The organism is Microbulbifer mixtoriginis (SeqCode) (assembly GCF_052467515.1).
In genome coordinates this window covers 1,020,184-1,039,370 of the sequence record NZ_CP174314.1, presented here as the reverse complement: position 1 = coordinate 1,039,370, position 19,187 = coordinate 1,020,184, and the positions used below count along the sequence as shown (strand labels likewise).

The 19,187-nt window shown below is 50.5% G+C and carries 18 protein-coding genes; 9 read left to right on the top strand and 9 right to left on the bottom strand.

What is annotated here, in order from left to right:
- Positions 1-15: 15 nt before the first annotated feature.
- The 4 genes from ACJJIT_RS04405 to sdhC are packed head-to-tail and all read right to left on the bottom strand — an operon-like array spanning position 16 to position 3,252.
- On the bottom strand, positions 16-720 hold the full coding sequence (locus ACJJIT_RS04405; protein ID WP_252082928.1) for a succinate dehydrogenase iron-sulfur subunit: 705 nt from the start codon (positions 718-720) through the stop codon (positions 16-18).
- Between the two features lie 19 nt (positions 721-739).
- Positions 740-2,512, bottom strand: a complete 1,773-nt coding sequence (gene sdhA, locus ACJJIT_RS04400) for a succinate dehydrogenase flavoprotein subunit (protein ID WP_252082930.1) — start codon at positions 2,510-2,512, stop codon at positions 740-742.
- 3 nt (positions 2,513-2,515) lie between these two features.
- Positions 2,516-2,884 carry a succinate dehydrogenase, hydrophobic membrane anchor protein gene (gene sdhD / locus ACJJIT_RS04395; protein WP_252082931.1) on the bottom strand — a complete coding sequence of 123 codons (369 nt, stop codon included), beginning with the start codon at positions 2,882-2,884 and terminating at the stop codon, positions 2,516-2,518.
- A complete protein-coding gene (gene sdhC, locus ACJJIT_RS04390; protein ID WP_252082932.1) occupies positions 2,878-3,252 on the bottom strand; it encodes a succinate dehydrogenase, cytochrome b556 subunit in 375 nt (124 codons plus the stop codon). The genes sdhD and sdhC overlap by 7 nt, the downstream gene beginning before the upstream one ends.
- A 442-nt stretch (positions 3,253-3,694) precedes the next feature.
- Here sdhC and gltA point away from each other — a divergent pair, with 442 nt between their 5' ends.
- The 5 genes from gltA to ACJJIT_RS04365 all read left to right on the top strand — a co-directional run bounded on the left by gltA (position 3,695) and on the right by ACJJIT_RS04365 (position 10,483).
- Positions 3,695-4,984, top strand: a complete 1,290-nt coding sequence (gltA, locus tag ACJJIT_RS04385) for a citrate synthase (RefSeq protein ID WP_252082934.1) — start codon at positions 3,695-3,697, stop codon at positions 4,982-4,984.
- Positions 4,985-5,302: 318 nt separating this feature from the next.
- Complete coding sequence (locus ACJJIT_RS04380) at positions 5,303-5,839, top strand: hemerythrin domain-containing protein (RefSeq protein ID WP_252082936.1); 537 nt, start codon at positions 5,303-5,305, stop codon at positions 5,837-5,839.
- A 699-nt stretch (positions 5,840-6,538) separates the two neighbouring features.
- Positions 6,539-8,569: an FAD-dependent oxidoreductase gene (locus ACJJIT_RS04375; RefSeq protein WP_444900091.1), complete on the top strand. Its 2,031-nt coding sequence runs from the start codon at positions 6,539-6,541 to the stop codon at positions 8,567-8,569.
- Positions 8,570-9,922, top strand: a complete 1,353-nt coding sequence (locus ACJJIT_RS04370; RefSeq protein ID WP_444900090.1) for a cytochrome c3 family protein — start codon at positions 8,570-8,572, stop codon at positions 9,920-9,922.
- Positions 9,923-9,934: 12 nt separating this feature from the next.
- Positions 9,935-10,483 (top strand): Tll0287-like domain-containing protein, encoded by a 549-nt coding sequence (locus ACJJIT_RS04365; RefSeq protein ID WP_252082940.1) that lies wholly within the window; start codon positions 9,935-9,937, stop codon positions 10,481-10,483.
- Between the two features lie 589 nt (positions 10,484-11,072).
- Here the strand turns inward: ACJJIT_RS04365 and ACJJIT_RS04360 are convergent.
- Positions 11,073-11,282, bottom strand: coding sequence for a DUF3820 family protein (locus ACJJIT_RS04360; RefSeq protein WP_252082941.1), 210 nt, complete (start codon positions 11,280-11,282; stop codon positions 11,073-11,075).
- A gap of 152 nt (positions 11,283-11,434) precedes the next feature.
- On the opposite strand from ACJJIT_RS04360, the gene ACJJIT_RS04355 reads away from it, so the two are divergent.
- Positions 11,435-11,704: a hypothetical protein gene (locus tag ACJJIT_RS04355; RefSeq protein WP_444900089.1), complete on the top strand. Its 270-nt coding sequence runs from the start codon at positions 11,435-11,437 to the stop codon at positions 11,702-11,704.
- Between the two features lie 142 nt (positions 11,705-11,846).
- Here the strand turns inward: ACJJIT_RS04355 and ACJJIT_RS04350 are convergent, their stop codons facing one another.
- The 3 genes from ACJJIT_RS04350 to dcd are packed head-to-tail and all read right to left on the bottom strand — an operon-like array spanning position 11,847 to position 13,840.
- Positions 11,847-12,032 carry a hypothetical protein gene (locus ACJJIT_RS04350; protein WP_252082943.1) on the bottom strand — a complete coding sequence of 62 codons (186 nt, stop codon included), beginning with the start codon at positions 12,030-12,032 and terminating at the stop codon, positions 11,847-11,849.
- A gap of 1 nt (position 12,033) precedes the next feature.
- On the bottom strand, positions 12,034-13,242 hold the full coding sequence (locus tag ACJJIT_RS04345; RefSeq protein ID WP_444900088.1) for an NAD(P)/FAD-dependent oxidoreductase: 1,209 nt from the start codon (positions 13,240-13,242) through the stop codon (positions 12,034-12,036).
- Between the two features lie 28 nt (positions 13,243-13,270).
- Positions 13,271-13,840: a dCTP deaminase gene (gene dcd / locus ACJJIT_RS04340; protein WP_444900087.1), complete on the bottom strand. Its 570-nt coding sequence runs from the start codon at positions 13,838-13,840 to the stop codon at positions 13,271-13,273.
- A 204-nt stretch (positions 13,841-14,044) separates the two neighbouring features.
- On the opposite strand from dcd, the gene imuA reads away from it, so the two are divergent.
- On the top strand, positions 14,045-14,752 hold the full coding sequence (gene imuA / locus ACJJIT_RS04335; protein ID WP_444900086.1) for a translesion DNA synthesis-associated protein ImuA: 708 nt from the start codon (positions 14,045-14,047) through the stop codon (positions 14,750-14,752).
- Positions 14,753-14,773: 21 nt separating this feature from the next.
- Positions 14,774-15,949: a Y-family DNA polymerase gene (locus tag ACJJIT_RS04330; protein WP_444900085.1), complete on the top strand. Its 1,176-nt coding sequence runs from the start codon at positions 14,774-14,776 to the stop codon at positions 15,947-15,949.
- Between the two features lie 667 nt (positions 15,950-16,616).
- Here the strand turns inward: ACJJIT_RS04330 and ACJJIT_RS04325 are convergent.
- Positions 16,617-17,036 carry a pilin gene (locus ACJJIT_RS04325; RefSeq protein WP_444900084.1) on the bottom strand — a complete coding sequence of 140 codons (420 nt, stop codon included), beginning with the start codon at positions 17,034-17,036 and terminating at the stop codon, positions 16,617-16,619.
- Between the two features lie 395 nt (positions 17,037-17,431).
- On the opposite strand from ACJJIT_RS04325, the gene pilB reads away from it, so the two are divergent.
- A complete protein-coding gene (pilB, locus tag ACJJIT_RS04320) occupies positions 17,432-19,144 on the top strand; it encodes a type IV-A pilus assembly ATPase PilB (RefSeq protein WP_444900083.1) in 1,713 nt (570 codons plus the stop codon).
- Positions 19,145-19,187 lie beyond the last annotated feature (43 nt).

Sequence of the window (19,187 nt, the reverse complement as noted above, 5' to 3'; positions counted from 1 at the left end):
AGCCTTCATTAATCCCTATACAGCACGCGTCAGCAGCATATTGCGAATATGGCCAATGGCGCGAGTCGGATTCAAACCCTTAGGACATACGTTGACACAGTTTTGAATACCGTGACAACGGAACACACTGAAGGGGTCGTCCAGGTTGGATAGACGCTCGTCAGTGGCCAGGTCGCGGCTATCCGCCAGGAAGCGGTAAGCCTGTAGCAGGCCGGCCGGACCGATAAACTTGTCCGGGTTCCACCAGAAGGACGGACAGGCGGTGGAGCAGCAGGCACACAGGATACACTCGTACAGACCGTCGAGCTTTTCGCGATCCTCTGGGGACTGCAGGCGCTCAATCGCCGGTGCCGGAGTGTCATTCTGCAGATACGGCTCAATCTTTTTGTACTGCTCGTAGAACTGTTCCATATCCACAACCAGGTCGCGAATCACAGGCAGGCCCGGCAGCGGACGCAGAATCAGTTTACCCTTGGGGGCAGCTTCAGACAGTGGCGTAGTGCACGCCAGGCCATTGCGGCCGGAAATATTCATACCGTCGGAACCACACACACCTTCGCGGCAGGAGCGGCGGAAGGACAGGGTCGGATCCTGAGCCTTGAGCAACTCCAACACGTCCAACACCATCAGGTCCTTGCCCTGGGTGTCGAGCTGGTAGTCCTGCATGTAAGGCGCTTTATCAGTTTCCGGGTTGTAACGGTAAATGCTTACTTTCAACATACTCTATTCCGCTCCCGAATCAGTAGGTCCGAGCTTTCGGTTCAAAGGCTTCCATGGTGGTCGGTGCGAAGTTTACCGCACGCTTGCCCACACGCTTCTCAGTTGGGAAGTACATGGAATGACACAGCCAGTTTTCATCATCGCGCTCCTGGAAGTCTTCGCGGGCATGGGCACCGCGGCTCTCAGTGCGGGTCTCAGCGGCAATCGCGGTGGCCTCGGCAACTTCCAGCAGGTTCTGCAGCTCCAGGGCTTCGACACGGGCAGTGTTAAAGGCACGGCTTCTGTCATCCAGGCGTACATTCTCAATACGCTCACGCAGGTCAGCCAGCTTCTTCACACCTTCCGCCATGTAGTCGCCGCGGCGGAATACGCCGAAGTGATTCTGCATTACACCTTGCAATTCTTTGCGCAGGTCCGCAGCTTTCTCACCGGTTTCGTTGGTTTCCAGACGGTTCAGACGCGCCATCGCCGCCTCCAGATCGGACTCGGAAGCTTCGCGGTGCTCGATACCTTCACGCAGCGCCTTCTCGATAAACAGCCCGGATGCGCGGCCGAATACCACCAGGTCCAGCAGCGAGTTACCACCCAGGCGGTTAGCGCCGTGTACAGATACACAGGCAACCTCACCACAGGCGTAGAAGCCATCGATGATCTGGTCGTTGCCCGCAGCGTCCTGGGTCAAGGCCTGGCCGTGAACGTTGGTCGGAATACCGCCCATCATGTAGTGACAGGTGGGAACAACCGGAATCGGCGCCTTAACTGGGTCGACATGGGCAAAGGTCTTGGACAACTCACAGATACCGGGCAGACGGCTGTTGAGCAAGTCTTCGCCCAAGTGATCAAGCTTCAGGAACACGTGATCGCCCTCGGGGCCACAGCCGCGGCCATCGAGAATCTCAAGTACCATGGAGCGGGCTACAACATCGCGAGAAGCGAGGTCCTTAGCGTTGGGCGCGTAACGCTCCATAAAACGCTCGCCGTCTTTGTTGATCAGGTAGCCACCCTCACCACGACAACCTTCGGTCACGAGTACACCGGCACCGTAAATACCAGTCGGGTGGAACTGCCACATCTCGATGTCCTGTACAGGCATACCTGCGCGCAGGGCCATACCGACACCGTCGCCGGTGTTGATGTGTGCGTTAGTGGTGGAGGCGAAGATACGGCCGGCACCACCGGTAGCGAATACTGTCGCCTTGGACTTAATAAACACCACTTCGCCATCTTCGATGCACATGGCGATCACACCCACCACGGCACCGTCCTGGTTCTTCACAAGGTCAATCGCAAACCACTCGTTCAGAAACTCGGTTTGGTGCTTAACATTATTCTGGTACAGCGTGTGCAGCAGTGCGTGGCCAGTACGGTCGGCGGCAGCACAGGTACGGGCTGCCTGGCCACCGCGGCCGAAATCTTTGGACTGACCGCCGAATGGGCGCTGATAAATACGGCCTTCCTCAGTTCGGGAGAAAGGCAGGCCCATGTGCTCCAGCTCAAATACCGCTTCGGGGCCTACAGAACACATGTATTCAATCGCTTCCTGGTCACCGATATAGTCGGAGCCTTTAACGGTGTCATACATGTGCCAGCGCCAATCATCATTGGGGTCAGAGCTGGCAATCGCACAGGTAATACCACCCTGGGCGGATACCGTGTGAGAACGGGTTGGGAATACCTTGGTAATTACCGCAGTTTTATAGCCGGACTGGGCCATCTGCAGAGCCGCGCGCATACCCGCACCGCCGCCACCAATCACAATCCCGTCAAAAGAAATAGTTCGCATGTTCGCCATTGCTTATACACCCCAAAGAATTTCAATGCCCCACACCGTGTAAAGCACGGCAACCGCAGCCAGGATCACTTCTACGAACAGACGCAGAACAGTGGCCTTACCGCCCATCACCCGGTTGGTGATGTAGTCGGTAACCACAGACCAGAGGCCGATCCAGGCGTGAATCACGGTGGACAGCAAGGCAACCAAGCTGAATACACGCATCCAGCGCTGGGCGAACAATTCAGACCAGGCCTGGTATCCGAAGTCTTTGGTGAAAAAGATAAAGCCCACTATAAAGAGGACATAAGCGAGCAGTATTACTGCGGTAACGCGCTGGTAGAGCCAGTCGAATGTGCCGCTACGGCCGAAGCTAGTTACTGTTCTTACCACAACCATACTCCCACTAAAAGAATAAGGATTACACTCACCACCAGCACGGCAATTGCGCTGCGGCGACCACCTTCGAGGCTCTCACCCATACCCATATCCATAAACAGGTGACGCACACCGGCCAGCAAATGGTAAATAAGAGCTGCCAGGGAGGCCCACAGGATGAGCTTGGCTGGAATACTGTTAAATGCTGCCGCCATATCGGCGAAGCCCTGTTCGGATTCCAGGCTGGCATCGAGCATGCAGAGCAGCAACGCCACAACGGCGAAGAGCACCACACCGGATACACGGTGCAAAATGGAAACCAAAGCGGCAGCGGGAAGCTTTATAGTGGAAATGTCTAAATTGACAGGTCTGTTTTTGTTCACAGGAAAAACACCTTGTTGCCCTGAACGACCGGGCGCCCGTTAGCTTTTCAAATTGGGAGGGACGAGCTGCTTGCTGATCACTTTGCACTCGACCTGATGAAGCCTTGTACAAAGTAGCCGTACCATGGCGCAAGCCGCGCGGATTATAGGCATTCGATAGTCAAAACACAACGAACGCCTAGGAATACGCCACCTCAGCGCACCTCGTAGGCACAGGATTTAGCCCAACGGGATTTCCGCAGATTTTTGCGCCCACGACCAGGCAAAAGCTCTACCAGCCCACGCTGTCGCCGAATATCCTGTTGCCAGCCGACTGACCGTCCACCCCTTTGGGTTTGACAATTTGCGGCGCGGCACTTAAGTTTGGCCCCGCTCAAAAGGCCGCCAGCACCCGAAAACACTAGGAAAAGGCCGCCATAAGAACAGTTTTTAGGAGTCCGCAATGTCCGATAAAAAAGCGCACCTCACAGTCGATGGTATCGACGGCGCTCTTGAGATGCCCGTTCGCTCCGGCACCCTCGGCCCCGATGTGATCGATGTCGGCGGCCTGACCAGCAAAGGCTTTTTCACCTACGACCCGGGCTTCGTATCTACCGCCTCATGTGATTCCAAGATCACTTTTATTGATGGCGGCAAAGGCCAATTATTGCACCGGGGCTACCCCATCGAGCAATTAGCAGAAAAATCCGACTATCTGGAAACCTGCTACCTGCTGATGAATGGCGAACTGCCCAATGCAGAAGAAAAGAAGAAGTATGTAGACACTATTATGTCTCACACCATGGTTCACGAATCCCTGGTGAGTTTCTTTAAAGGCTTCCGTTACGATGCCCACCCGATGGCGATGATGTGTGGCGTAGTGGGTGCCCTCGCCTCCTTCTATCACGACTCCCTGGATATCACCAATCCAGAGCACCGCGAGATTTCCGCGCACCGCCTGATTGCCAAGATGCCAACCTTGGCAGCCATGTGCTACAAGCACTCCCAAGGCATGCCCTTCATGTACCCGGACAATAGCCGCAGCTATTCCGAGAACTTCCTGCACATGATGTTTGGCAATCCCTGCGAGCCCAGCAAGATCGATCCGGTTGTCGCCAAGGCAATGGACATCATCTTCCTGTTACACGCTGACCATGAGCAAAACGCCTCCACCTCTACCGTGCGCCTGGCGGGCTCCTCTGGCGCCAACCCCTTCGCCTGCATCTCCTCCGGTATCGCCACTTTATGGGGACCCGCTCACGGCGGCGCCAACGAGGCAGTACTGAACATGCTGCAGGAAATCGGCGATGAGAGCCGTATCGACGAATTCGTGAAGCGCGCCAAAGACAAGAATGACCCCTTCCGCTTAATGGGCTTTGGTCACCGCGTCTACAAGAACTTCGATCCTCGCTCCCGCGTAATGCAGGGCATCTGCGATGAAGTTCTGGGAGCCATGGGTGCAGAAAATGATCCTCTGCTGAAGATCGCTAAGAAACTGGAAAAAATCGCCCTTGAGGACGATTACTTCGTCGAGAAGAAACTCTACCCGAACGTCGACTTCTACTCCGGTATTATTATGAAGGCTATCGGCATCCCCACCGATATGTTCACCGTAATTTTTGCCACCGGCCGCACTTCAGGCTGGATCGCACACTGGAACGAAATGATTTCCAACCCGTACAAAATTGGTCGCCCTCGCCAGCTTTATACCGGCTATGCCCAGCGCGATTATGTTCCACTGGAACAACGCTAATAAAGCTCAAAATAAAAAACCCGGCAATGCCGGGTTTTTTATTTCCTGAAATAACCACCTGGAATTTAAAAATATTCAACAAAATTCAAATAACGCAACAACCTAGACCTCTATTAATTGTGACAAGGTTCTCAATATTAAAATTCTCACCCTGATGCAACTCCCGCCACACAGAAAAACACCTGTCATGCAATGTAAAATCCGCGCCTCTCGGACCGGGTGAATTTGCTGTGTAGTTACCGCACCTCAGCGACTACCCGCCCGCGGTTTCCCTTACCCATACAACACACAAAATTAAACCTATTAAGGGCACAGCATATGCTTAGCTTTATCTCCGGCATGTTCAGAGGTAGCAAGTCCTCCGACAGCGTCGACCTGGAAGAAAAATATACCCGCAGCAACTATGCCAGCGCTAAAGGCAGCCGCACAATTTCTTACGACCCAACTCTGATCAAAGCCCTGGAGGACGATCACCGCCACTTAATTGGCATTTTCCAGCGTATGTGGTCCGAAGGCTTTGAAAAGCAAAACTATCGCCAACTGTCACAACTACTCACTCAATTTAAGTCCGGCTTCCAGGCACACCTAATAAAGGAAAATGTTCGCTTCTACGTCTATCTGGAGCAGGCCCTCGCCGGCGATGCACACACACTGCAGGTTGTAAAAGATTTCCGCACCGATATGAATGAAATCGCCAATGCCGTGGTGCAATTCTGCAAACGCTACAACCATGAAGCCTTCACCCCGGAAATGGTTCGCGACTTTAAAATGGATTACCAAAAGATAGGTGAAGCACTCACTCGCCGCACCGCACTGGAAGAAAAAGAACTTTACGTTCTCTATCAGCCCTCCTAAGTATTTTCGGGCTAGAGAGGTCCAGTTCGTTACTCAACATCTACAGGAATTAGGCGTGAGCCAATGAGTGAGTAACAACTTATTAAAAAATACTTTGAATGGATGTCTGCGACCCACAAGGACGGGGCGCAAACCTTTTCCCTTTAGAAGCCTGGCTCCAGGCCCTCGCTGACTCAAAATATTTTTCTAAAAACCGCTTACCAACCCAAAAGCGCTAGACGCATACCCGACAGGTAAGTGAAAATTATTTTGGAATTATTTCGGGTAAGCGCATCTAGCCCATAAGAGTGGATTGCATATTTTTTAGCTTATTTAAAGCTACACCCCAAGGCTAATCAAACTTACCCACCTAATAGGTATTGACAGCGAAGACCTGATTAAAAATTTTTCCTCAACAAATAAAAAGTGGCAACCACGATCAGGCCAGCTACTTTTTTTGCTAAAGCCAACATCAAAAAAAGCGAATAATAACAACAACTTAAAAAAACTTTCCAGCCTGACCTCCCATACCTTCCTATTCTCTCTCGCGATTTCTATTCAACACTAGACGTTTATTTAATTTTGTTTAAACATATAGAAATTAGAATTCAAAAAAACTCATAACGGTGGAATATTGGTCTAGGAAGTTCTGGAAGCTTTGTGGCTTAAAACAAAAAGGACAAAAGGCCAGTAGTAAAAGCCGGGGGATTTGGGGGAAATATGACTGAACTAGAAAGTTCAGCTGCTCGTCAATATTTACCAGATGGCGCCCGCACCGGCGACAGTAGCTATCCGATTTATGTAATTGTAGGCACTGGACCGGTCGGGGTTCGCTGCGCACAAAAGCTGCTTGAATTCTGTGACGAAGCGCAAATTGTTATCTATGGTGCGGAAACAGAACTACCTTACAATCGTGTAAAATTATCTCAGTACCTCTCTCGCCATGTGGAACGGGAGGAACTGGATAATCCCATCCTAGGTAAAACTGACCATCGACTCGCAGAATATATCGACCGTAAAATCGTCTCTATAGACCGCGTCAAAAAAACGGTAACAGATGCTGCCGGTAATATTCAGCCCTACACCAAGTTGATTCTAGCCACCGGCTCTAACCCCAAAATTCCCACAATCCCCGGTGCAGGCTTGCCCAGCGTTTACCCCTTTCGCAGCTTGCGCAATACCAATGATCTAATCGCCCTGCGGGAGCGGCACGCCGACATTTGCGTGATCGGCGCCGGCGCCCTGGGGCTGGAAGCGGCAACGGCTCTAAAAACACCGAAAAACACTGTCACGCTTCAATCCCGCGGAAAATTACTGAGTGGCCTTTTAGGCGAGGAAGGCGAGGAGTTTTTAAAATCTTCTCTTGCCGCCCTTGGTGTGCAGCTGAAAACGGGCTCAATTCTTAAGTCAATTGAGCAGCAGGAAGAAAAATCCAATTTACACTTTGAGGACGGCGAAAACCTCAGCGTCGATGCCATTGTTCTTTGCACTGGTATTCAGCCGGAAGTCTCCCTTGCCCAAAAAGCCGGACTAAAAATCGATAGAGGGGTTGTAGTCAACGAGTGGATGCAAACTTCCGATCCAGATGTTTACGCAATTGGTGAATGTGCCGAGTTTGATCAAAAGGTTTATCAGCTGGTTCGCCCCGGCTATGAACAGGCGGAAAGCTGTTGTTCACATATTCGCCGCGAACATGGCGGAGAGATTTTAGAGCGCCCCTACTCCGGCAGTTACACAGATATCCAACTCAAAATCGCCCATATTCCTTGCGCTATTATGGGAGACGTTGCCTCCGATAACCTTCACCAGCAGGAAAATTTACAGAGCCACGTTTTCCGTAATCGGTTCAAGGGTATTTATCGCCGGCTATTTGTTCAAAATGGGCGCATTCTCGGTGCTATTTATATTGGCAGCTGGGATGAGGCCAACAGCTTGCGCCAAGCGGTGGCTCAGGAGGAAAAAGTCAGCGCACAAGCGCTTAAGCAGTTTGCAGACGAGGGCCGTCTATTTGGCCAGCAGGCGTCAAACAGTATCAAGAGTTTTCCCGACAGCTACCTGGTGTGCCAGTGTAATTCCGTCAGCAAAGGGGAATTATGCAAGGCTATTTCCGAAGGCAAGCGCACGTTAAACGAACTGCAGCAGGCAACCACCGCCGGATCTGTCTGCGGCAGCTGCCGACCCTTAATGGCCGAGCTACTCGATACCCCTGCGCCTAATCTGGTTATGCGCCACGCCAAGGGTATATTAATCACTTCGATCATATCGTTACTTTTAATTACCTTGTCATTCCTGATGCCACCCCCGCCAATATCCGACTCGGTACAGGCCGGCCAATTCTGGGAAAAACTCTGGTACGACAACTTCTGGAAACAGGTAACCGGCTACACGATTCTCGCGCTGTGTTTTTTTACCGCTGCACTCAGTGTGCGAAAGCGCTGGAAAAAACTATCTTTCGGCCATGTGGATCACTGGCGCTACGCCCACAGCCTTACTGGGGTAGTTGCCGTGGTCGCACTTGCTGTGCACACAGGCTTCCGTATGGGGCAAAACCTCAACCTCGCACTCATGCTGGTCTTCCTTGGGGTTACTGCTACTGGCTCCCTTGTTGGTGTTTTTATGGCCCGCAACCATCACTGGACCGATCTCAGACTACGCGAACATCGCAAGTGGTGGTCACGCGTTCACTACGCCTTACTTTGGGCACTGCCGGTACTCCTCGCCTATCACATTCTTGCGGTTTATTACTTCTAAATGAAATCTTATCAATTTAAATTTTGGCATTACGGACTGCTATTGACCCTGGTTGTAGGTGCCTACGCTTCCTATAACCTAACGGCAGATGACAAGTCTTTATTTATAACTGGCGAGCCCACACATGGCCATCATCAGATAGAACTCGCTTGCACCTCTTGTCATACCGATGGGTTTTCAGGGGAGGAATCTATTCAGCAATCTTGCCTAAGCTGTCACGCAGAAGAATTAGAGCTGGCCGATGACTCCCATCCGCGCAAAAAATTTCTCGACCCTCGTAACGCCCAATTACTGGAAACCCTGGATGCACGCCAGTGCATCAGCTGCCACACAGAACACAAACAGCAAATTACTCGCGAAATGGGTGTCAGCCTGGCCGGGGATTTCTGCTTTCATTGCCACAGCGAAATTGCCGAAGAGCGCAGTAGCCATGAAGGTATGGGCTTCGAGACCTGTGCCAGTGCCGGCTGCCACAACTACCACGATAACGGCACCCTTTATGAAGATTTCTTAATCGCCCATGTCGGACAACCCGATCTGCTCGAGGAGGCAAAGCTTCCGGCCCGTACCGCCATGCAATCCTGGTTACAGGAACATCCCGATGCTCAGCCCCTACAGATGCAGCAGGCGGATATACAGGAAGAAACTGCAACTGTAGAAATCGCTGCGGCTTGGGCGCAAAGCCCCCATGCTCAAGTGGACGTGAACTGCAGCAGCTGCCACGCCAATGGACAAATGCAATTTACTAGTGCTGAGGTTGTGGAACAGTGTGCAAGCTGCCACAGCGAGCAACGAGAATCTTTTACCCAAGGTAAACACGGAATGCGCCTCTCATCCAAGTTGCCACAGGAATTTGTTCAACAAGTTGGTGCCATGACGCCACACCAGGCCTGGATACCCATGCAGTCTGACGCTTCCGGGGAACTCAGTTGCACCAGTTGTCACGGCCCGCACGATGTCGACTTGCAGTTCGCTGCTGTGGAATCCTGTCTCAGCTGCCACAGCGATGAGCACAGCTTGGCCTACAAGGAATCGCCGCATTTCAATACCTGGCAATCAGATCCAGAAAACGGAGTTAGCTGTGCCAGCTGTCACTTGCCGCGGGAAACCCACGGAGAACAGGTTGTGGTCAATCATAATCAGAACCACAATCTCCGCCCCAATGAAAAAATGTTGCCTGTCTGCCTGAACTGCCATGGAGCGGAGTTTTCCCTGGCAGCCATGGCGGACGAAAAACTGATCTCTCAGAATTTCAAGCATAAGCCTGCGGATAAACATGAAACGTTTGACTTAATCCGCGACCGCATTGCAAAAATTTCCAAAAGCAAAAATAAGCAAACACAATCCCAATAGGAGGGGAACACTATGCGTATTGCCGCTTGTTTTATCGCCGGACTGGCCCTACTCACTGGCTGTGAAAAAAACCAGGGCGTGGCACCGGAGCGAATGGCGGATGCTATCTTTGCCGTGATTGAGGCAGACAGAGCCAATTACACCAACAAGGTAGTTAACCGTTTGCAAAATGAGGAAAAAGTTCTGGATGCCGACGAGCACTGGCAGGATAAAAAATTACTGCCGTTGCCCGCACAAATGATGCGAATGGGTGCTGAGCGAGTCGCGGAAAAAGAATCTGGCTTCAGCTACGCCCTGCTGTCCCTATGGCCGGTAAATAAACAGAACAAGCCGCGCACCGAAATGGAAAAGCAAGGTTTGCAGTTTGTCATCGACAACCCAGGTAAAAACTTCTATGGCCGTGAGACACTCGGTGATACCGAATACTTTACGGCAGTTTATGCCGATGTGGGTGTATCCCCAGCTTGTGTCAGCTGTCACAATGACCACGCGGATAGTCCACGAGATAATTTTGAGCTTGGCGAAACTATGGGTGGTGTAGTTGTTCGTATACCGCTTTAATTTATCGCTTGAACTTTCTTAGCTGATCCAGCCCCCGGCAAATCCACTGCCGGGGCTCTCCCCAACGCTCTCTACATTTAACAATCAACGATTTTCTTTTATCCCACAGAGCTAATTGCAAAATCTCTCAGAATTCCAATATTTACCGATCAAATCAGCAAAATAATAAGAAGAAATTAAGAAAAATATTTTCAGTAAATACAATTAATTAGCGGCCGAATTCATTTCGACCGCTCCCTCTTTAATATGACTGGCTCTACTCCCGCTTTAACCTCGCTGAAATCATTCAGACCAGTGGTCACCCGCTGTGGGCCTATTTCCGGGCTAGTCCAGTCTCCATTACGGACCGCTTGTTGTTAACGCTTCGCTCCGCAAAGCTCACCTAGGCATTTACATATTAGACTCGCAACCTAGAATATCAAAATCAAGGTACTGGTATAACATGCTCTTAACCAAGCTAGTAGGCATTTTTTCCACAAAAAATCATGGAAAACGAAACAAAGAAAAGAGCAACCTAGGAGTTTTTTAAGTGGTCACTTGCTTAGATTTTTTTGACTTTTACCAAGAGACAACGATGAACATCTTCAGATTATTTTAACGGCGCAATCAGCCCTTCCAGCCCTTCAATTTTGATCTCCAATGTCAGAGCCATCAACTGCCCCAACTTCCCAGTAGGAAAACCCTCTTTGGCAAACCAAAGCAGGTACTCCTCAGGGAGATCGATAAGTACTCTACCCGCATACTTACCGAATGGCATTGGAGTTTGGGCAATATCAATCAATTGTTGCTTTTCAAACATCGCAAAATCCTTCAAATCTCTTATTTTGTGCTATACGCAGCCCACAGCTTAGATATTTGTTGCTGACTTATCTCCACCCTACACTGGCTGCGAAATTATTCGGTCTGTCTTACCGAATATCTATCCCTCAAGCATCACTGAAAGGGGTGACTATGCGTATCAAAGCGATTAAATACCTCAGCTTAACCGCAATATTGGCCCTAGGCCTCGGCGGGCAAGGCTGTGCCAATATGAGCGATACCGACCGTCGCATCGGAACCGGCATCGGCGTTGGTGCCGTAACCGGTGCCCTAATCAGTGGTGGTCGGCCCGGTGGCACTGCAGCAGGCGCAGTGATTGGCGCAGGGGCAGGCTATCTCTACGATAGAGAAAGAAAACGCAGAGACTACTATCGCTATCGCGGAGGCTACTATCGCTATTAGTGTTTAATGGAGAATCGTCAGGCTCAGAGTTAATGCATGGCGCAGCCCCTGGTGCGCCTAACGCACCAGGGGTTATCCGGGATAAGAGCTACCGGGACAATGAGCAACATTCAGGAAGCTGCGTTTTCTCTAGCGAGCCACTCTAAAGCAACTTGGTCTTGGTTTTTCCACAGCGCTCACAGCAATACTCTGTGACGAGCTTGCCCTGCTTAACATCAAACTTGCGCTCGGTAACCACTTTCCACTTGTGAAAACCTTCCCGGCAAAGAGTGCTGCCTTTGTGTTTCTGCCAGGTGGTTTTTCTTTTAAAAGGAATCACATCTCCCATATTAGGCGACCTCCCCCGCCGCGTGCCCAGAAGCCCAAGCCCATTGGAAATTAAAGCCGCCCAGCCAGCCAGTCACATCCAGCACCTCGCCGATAAAATACAGCCCTGGCTGGGTTTTGCACTCCATAGTACGCGAAGAAATCTGATCTGTATCTACGCCGCCGAGGGTAACTTCTGCAGTGCGATAGCCTTCGGTGCCATCGGGAACCAGCGTCCAGGCTTGCAACTTGGCTCCGAGTTCGTGCAGCTCTATTTCAGTAAACTGCTTAAGGGGACGGCTGTCGATATGCTGCCGCTGTAGGAAAAACTGCACAAGCTTCTTAGTCCAAAGCTCAGCCAAAACACTGTGCAAGTGAATCTCCGGGCTCTCCCGGCGGCGCTGTTGCAGCCAATCGGCCAGATCACGATCCGGGGCCAGATCGAAAGTCACCTTTTCGCCTTCGCGCCAGTGGCTGGATATTTGTAACACTGCCGGTCCGCTCAAACCTCGGTGAGTAAACAGCATCTGCTCGTGAAAGCTACCCTCACCACAGGAGGCCGTCACACTAAGCGAGCTGCCCGGTAGGCTAGCCTGTCGCTCCAAATGGCGCTTGTGCTGGGTAAAGGGCACCAAGGCCGCACGAGTGGGAATGATATTGAGCCCAAACTGGCGAGCGATATCATAGCCAAAGCCAGTGGCCCCCATGGTGGGTATCGACAATCCACCAGTAGCCACGACTAGGGACTCACAGTGAACCAGCCCTAGGCTGGTCTCAACACGATAACCACTTTGCCCCGACTCTATTGAGGATATGGCACAACGGGTGCGAACCTGAGCTTTGGCTGCACGGCACTCCGCCAATAACAGGTCGAGAATATCCTTGGACTTGTTGTCGCAAAACAACTGGCCCAGTGTTTTCTCGTGGTAGGAAACTCCATGCTTTTCCACCAATGCAATAAAATCCCATTGGCTATAGCGCGCCAGGGCAGACTTACAAAAATGGGGATTGCGGCTGTAGAAATTTTCCGCGCTGGTGTAGAGGTTGGTGAAATTACAGCGGCCACCGCCAGACATCAGGATCTTCTTGCCAACTTTATTGGCATGATCCAAAACCAGCACGTTACGGTCGCGCTGGCCGGCAGTGGCGGCGCACATTAAACCCGCTGCCCCGGCGCCGATAATCAGTACATCGACACTTTTAGGCAGCTGGCTATGGGATACATCACTCATGAAATAGGGCTGCGCAATCAGCCAAGTATCAGGTACGAGGCAGGGTCACGCCGCGCTGCCCCTGGTACTTACCACCGCGATCCGCATAGGACACATCGCAGACTTCATCAGACTCGAAGAACAACATCTGAGCTACACCTTCATTGGCGTAGATCTTCGCCGGCAGATTGGTGGTATTTGAAAACTCAAGGGTCACATGCCCTTCCCACTCCGGCTCCAGCGGCGTTACATTGACGATTATGCCGCAACGCGCATAGGTGGATTTACCTAGGCAGATAGTCAATACAGAGCGCGGAATACGGAAATACTCCACGGTACGCGCCAGGGCAAAGGAGTTCGGCGGGATGATACAGTACTCCCCTTCCACATCGACAAAGCTGTTTTCATCGAAGGTCTTGGGGTCCACGGTAGCCGAATGCACGTTGGTAAAGATCTTAAACTCGCCTGCACAGCGCACATCGTAACCGTAACTCGAAGTACCGTAGGAGATGAGTCGCTCGCCATCATTGCCATGGCGCACCTGGCCCGGCTCAAAAGGCTCAATCATGCCGTGCTGCTCAGCCATGCGGCGAATCCACTTATCGGACTTGATACTCACTCCGTCCCCCTAAAAGAATAATCAGTGCTCAACAAAAGAGGCGGAATCATAGCCGGTTTAGACTGTGCAAAAAAGTGCCAATCGACGCCTTTCGGCCTTGTCGCCAACCAGCAACTACTGTATAAATTCACAGACAACTGTATGCATATACAGGCATCTAGCTAAATCCGATTGAAGATCGAGGCAGGGAAACGGGGAGGCAGCGTGAATACAGCCAAAAATCGCCTACAAAACAAATACTTAGAAAACCAAGCCAAGCCCACCATCCAACAGCGGCGCTTTCGAGGGAGAGAGGCCTCCCAGGCAGCCAATGAACCTCAGAACCCAGGCGCTGCCACCGGTTTTGCTAGCTTGGACTCCCTACTCAAAGACCACGGCTGGCCCCGCGGGGCTACTACTGAATTACTTGTCGGCCAGTCAAGTGCCAACGCATTGAGCCTCCTACTCCCTATGCTCGCTGAACTGACCCAAAAAGGAGAGATGGTGGTTCTCATCAAACCCCCATTTACTCCCTGTGCATCAGAACTTGCCCAGCATGGTATCCAACTGGAACAGCTATTATTAGTCCACCCCCGCGACAAGAGGGACTGCCTCTGGGCCATAGAGCAGTCCCTACAATCCGGAGGCTGTTCCGCAGTTTTGAGTTGGCAGGGCGAGCAGGCGATAAGTTATCGAGAGCTGCAGCGCCTGCAGCAATCCGCCGAGGCAAGCAACTGTATTCACTTCCACTTCCGCCCCCTGTCAGAAGCCCCCCGGCCCTCGCCTGCCACGCTACGACTACAGCTGTATAGCAAGCCAGAACAACTTGCCCTCAGACTACTGAAGCAAGTGGGTGACCCTAGTAGTCAACACCTTCAGCTAAACCTCCTGCAACACAGCACATCAAAACGGCATCATCTAGCCCTGCACTAAGCGACATCTAAGGGACTCTCCATGCTCTGGCTTTGTATCCAGTTTCCCAAACTTCCCCTGGAGGCGCTCACCCGAACTCAGACGCCGGAAGAGAAAAACCAGCCACTGGCGATAGTGGAAAAGCAAATCATAGTGGAGGCAAATAAAGCCGCCTTCGAGTTTGGAGTCATTGCTGGCTTGAGTATTGCCCGTGCTCGTCAACTATGCCCAGGTTTGCAGATATTGCACCGCAATAGAGAAAGAGAGCTGCAGCTGGAGGAGCTTGCACAACGGGTATTGAGCTCGTCAGCGATGACTTGTATAAAAACTGAAAAATATGAAGAAGGCTATCGTCATCCACAGCTTTACCTTGAGCTAAGCAACTGCTTAAAAGTCCATGGCGGACTGCGAGCATTACTGGATAAAATACAGCGGGAACTGACGCAAATGGGCATTGGCTATTGGATGGGACTCGGCCACAGCCTCAGTGCAGCACTGCTACTTAGCCAATTACCGGAGCATCGCCGTTGGTTACGGCAAACCCACACCCCATCGACAACACAGCAGTGGAAACAGTGGATCAGCCACGCTCCCAGCAAACTGCTAGAGTGCGATAATAAAACCTTAGAGAAACTATATTTCTATGGGTTTAAGCGGATAAGCCAATTACTATCAGCGCCCTTATCGGAGATTGAAAGGTACTTTGGTCGCACTTTTATCGATTACTTAGCTCGGCTCAATAGCAGCCAACAGGAGCAAATCACCTGCAATTCACTATCTTCCCGCTTCGATAAAGAGCTATTTTTTTCAAGGCCAATAAGTCATAACGAGCAATTGTTATACCCTTGCAACTTTCTGCTTCCGGAACACAGCCAGCAACGGCAGTGTTATCAGCTCCACGCTCAACGACCCCATTGGCAACTTCAGAGTAACGGAAAACCAGCATCCCATTTCAATACAGAAGCACTTTTTTCACAAACAGAAATGCAAAAGTTGAGTCAAGAGTCCAAGCTTCAGCTTGAAAGAATCTCCTTTAAAAAACCAACTCACTTACTGCGTCTGTCTTGCTACCAATTATTTCCTCAGAACTTGGAAAAGTTGCGGAGCAACCCTCTTGAAAACAAGCTATTAAATAAACGAAGAAAAGACCAAAAACTTATAAATAAATTAAATGCAAGACTTGGGAAGCAGGCCCTATCAGGCATTACCTTGAAATGAAGTACACAACAGAAACAAACCCTGTGGAATAGCAATAGCTATTCTTAGAACAGCATGCCCCGCCTATAAGGAGAAGCCCGCGTCCTGATCCTACCCACCAAATACGCCACTGACTGAAGTATGTGGCCTCAAAAAATTATAAGACCTTTATAGCGGATATTTAGTGCTCCTACAGAGCAGCAACGCTGAATGCCGCCGCGAGCGCTTTGAATGAACTGGAAGCTAAGTAGGGAGAAAAATATTCGATAATGATTACGTCTTGGCATAGCAAGTAACCAACCCTCTCGCTCCACTTTAAACGCCAGAAATATTTTCGAACATCGATTTACACTACCAGAACGGTGAAGGCTGCACACAGAAAGCTGTGTAAGTTGACCAAGACCAAGGGGGGGCTATTGCCAATGAGAATAGATTACTGAAACTTCTTTGCACCAGTATATTAAAAGCCTCAGAGCCCTGTATGCACCTTATTCATAATTCAAGTCTGGCACTTTCACATCTGGCGATCCACTTTTCCAGGCGGCCTGGAAAAACACATCTACCTATAGCTGCCTAGCTGACACAGAGCTTTGAACACCCTCTTAGTAACGGAAAACGTGCAGCTGCCATATGCGAGCTAGGGCGTATACAAATACCCCCTAGCTCACGTACTACTAAAGATCTAGGTTCAGATGCTAGTGTCTTTGGTTGCTTTAGAGCCTTTCTCACACTGATCTGCAGTTGCTTTACCATTAGCACCTGCATTTGACTTGTACTCTACAGCGCCCTCTCCGTCCAATTTTGCTTGAACCTTACAACCGTCATTTTCCCATGTTAAGTTCATTGCTGTACCCTGAGCTGGATCTGTTACAGAAGAAGTTAACTCACCAGTCGCACCGATCTCGTCTTTAAGAGTTCCACAACCTATATCTGTAGCAATACAAGCCTGAGCCTTACCTACGAATCCAGCCACACCCTTCATAGCAGAACCACCATAGGAAGTTGCAACATACTCACGATAAGCCGGAATTGCTACTGCAGCCAAAATACCGATAATCGCCACCACGATCATCAATTCAATAAGAGTAAAACCCTGTTGCTTTTTCATTGTAACCGTCTCCATACAGACTTTTAATTAAGTGAATCCCGTGAGGAAGTCGTCAAACAAGATACAAGGTTTATGCCAAGTTTGGCAAGACGAGACACTACCTCGTTTTAACAAGTGAGATAGCAATCACTAATGCAGGAAATTATCTGAGAGTTAAATATTACTGACATCCCAACCCAGTAACTGACAAAAAATGTCATCTTTGGACATCAATCGCCTTTATCTGTCGGTAGTCCTTAACCAGTTAAATGCCTAATTGGCTCCCTAAACTTTATTCGCTATATTTGTCACACCCCTAGTTCCTCGTCCACAAATATCATTGGAACAAAAATTAAACACTAGTGCGCTCTATTTAACCCAGTTTGAGAGTGCGGCAAAGACAACAGTGGTTCCCCATGACAAGCTCCTCCCTTAGTGGCCTGGCAAAACGCCTAGTAGCAGACCAAATCCTCGATGAAACCACTGCCGCCTCCGCATTAAAGGCGGCTCGCCGCGCGGGGCAGCCTTTTGTGCAACACGCAGTGGAAGCCAAACTTGTAAAAAGCCGGGAGCTTGCCAATCTTGCTTCCCTAGCCTTCGGCACACCACTCTTTGAGCTGGGTAGTTATGATTTCGAGATGATCCCCAAAGGGGTGGTCGACGAGAAGCTGATCAGCAAACATTTCGCCCTTCCCTTATATAAGCGTGGAAATCGCCTCTTTATTGCTCTCGCAGATCCCACCAACCTGGCGGGGCTAGACGAGATCAACTTCAATACCGGCCTCAGTACAGACGCGGTTTTAGTAGAAGCTGACAAACTAGGCAAGGCGATAGAGAGCTACCTATCCGACGGAGGAGATATCGAGGGTGGTCTAGAAGGTATTGATGATGAAGAGCTGGACTCGCTCAATGTTGGCGAAAGTGAATCTGAATCCGACGATGAAAGCGAGCCGGGAGGAGACGAAGCCCCAGTTGTTCGCTTTGTCAATAAAGTTCTACTTGACGCTATTCGCACCGGGGCTTCCGATATCCACTTTGAACCCTACGAAAAGTCTTACCGGGTGCGCTTTCGCACTGACGGTGTGCTCCATGAAATTGCCAGGCCTCCGATTCAGTTGGCAACACGTCTATCGGCCCGCTTAAAAGTGATGTCCAAGATGGATATCTCAGAACGGAGAGTGCCCCAGGACGGCCGGATCAAAATGAAGTTGTCCAAGACCAAGGCAATCGACTTCCGGGTAAACAGCTTGCCAACCCTATGGGGAGAAAAAATCGTTTTGCGAATTCTTGACCCCTCTTCGGCAAAACTGGGGATTGATGCGCTCGGCTACGAAGACGAGCAAAAGAAAATCTATATGGATGCCCTGGCCCAACCTCAAGGCATGATCTTGGTCACCGGCCCCACAGGCTCGGGCAAGACTGTTTCACTCTATACCGGCCTCAATATACTTAATACCCCTGAACGCAATATCTCCACGGCTGAAGACCCGGTGGAGATCAACTTGGAAGGGATTAATCAGGTCAACGTCTCTTCCAAGGTCGGTCTAAATTTTGCCGAAGCCCTACGTTCTTTCTTACGACAAGACCCTGATATTGTGATGGTAGGAGAGATTAGGGACCTGGAAACTGCAGAAATTGCCATTAAGGCCGCACAAACCGGACACTTGGTGCTTTCTACGCTACATACAAACTCAGCACCGGAAACCCTCACGCGCCTGATGAATATGGGGGTTCCCACTTTTAATATTGCCACTTCTGTCAGTGTTATTATCGCTCAGCGTTTGGCAAGGCGCTTGTGTAATGAATGCAAAAAAGCTACCACACTTCCCAATGAAGTCTTGGAGGCCGAAGGCTTCTCGACTGTCAGCATTCCCAAAAGTGACTGGACAATTTACCAACCGGTTGGCTGCGAGCATTGCTCAAAAGGTTACAAAGGGCGCGTAGGGGTGTATGAAGTGGTTCGCATCACCGATGGCATTTCCAGAATTATAATGGAAGGCGGTAACTCGATTCAGATAGCCGACCAAGCTCGAGAGGAAGGCTTTAGCAACCTGAGAACCTCAGCACTACGCAAGGTGGTAATGGGTATTATCAGTCTGGAAGAAGCCAACCGAGTAACCAAAGATTAAATTTACTACGGTAAAACTCCGTAAGCAGGCAGGGTAATAAGCT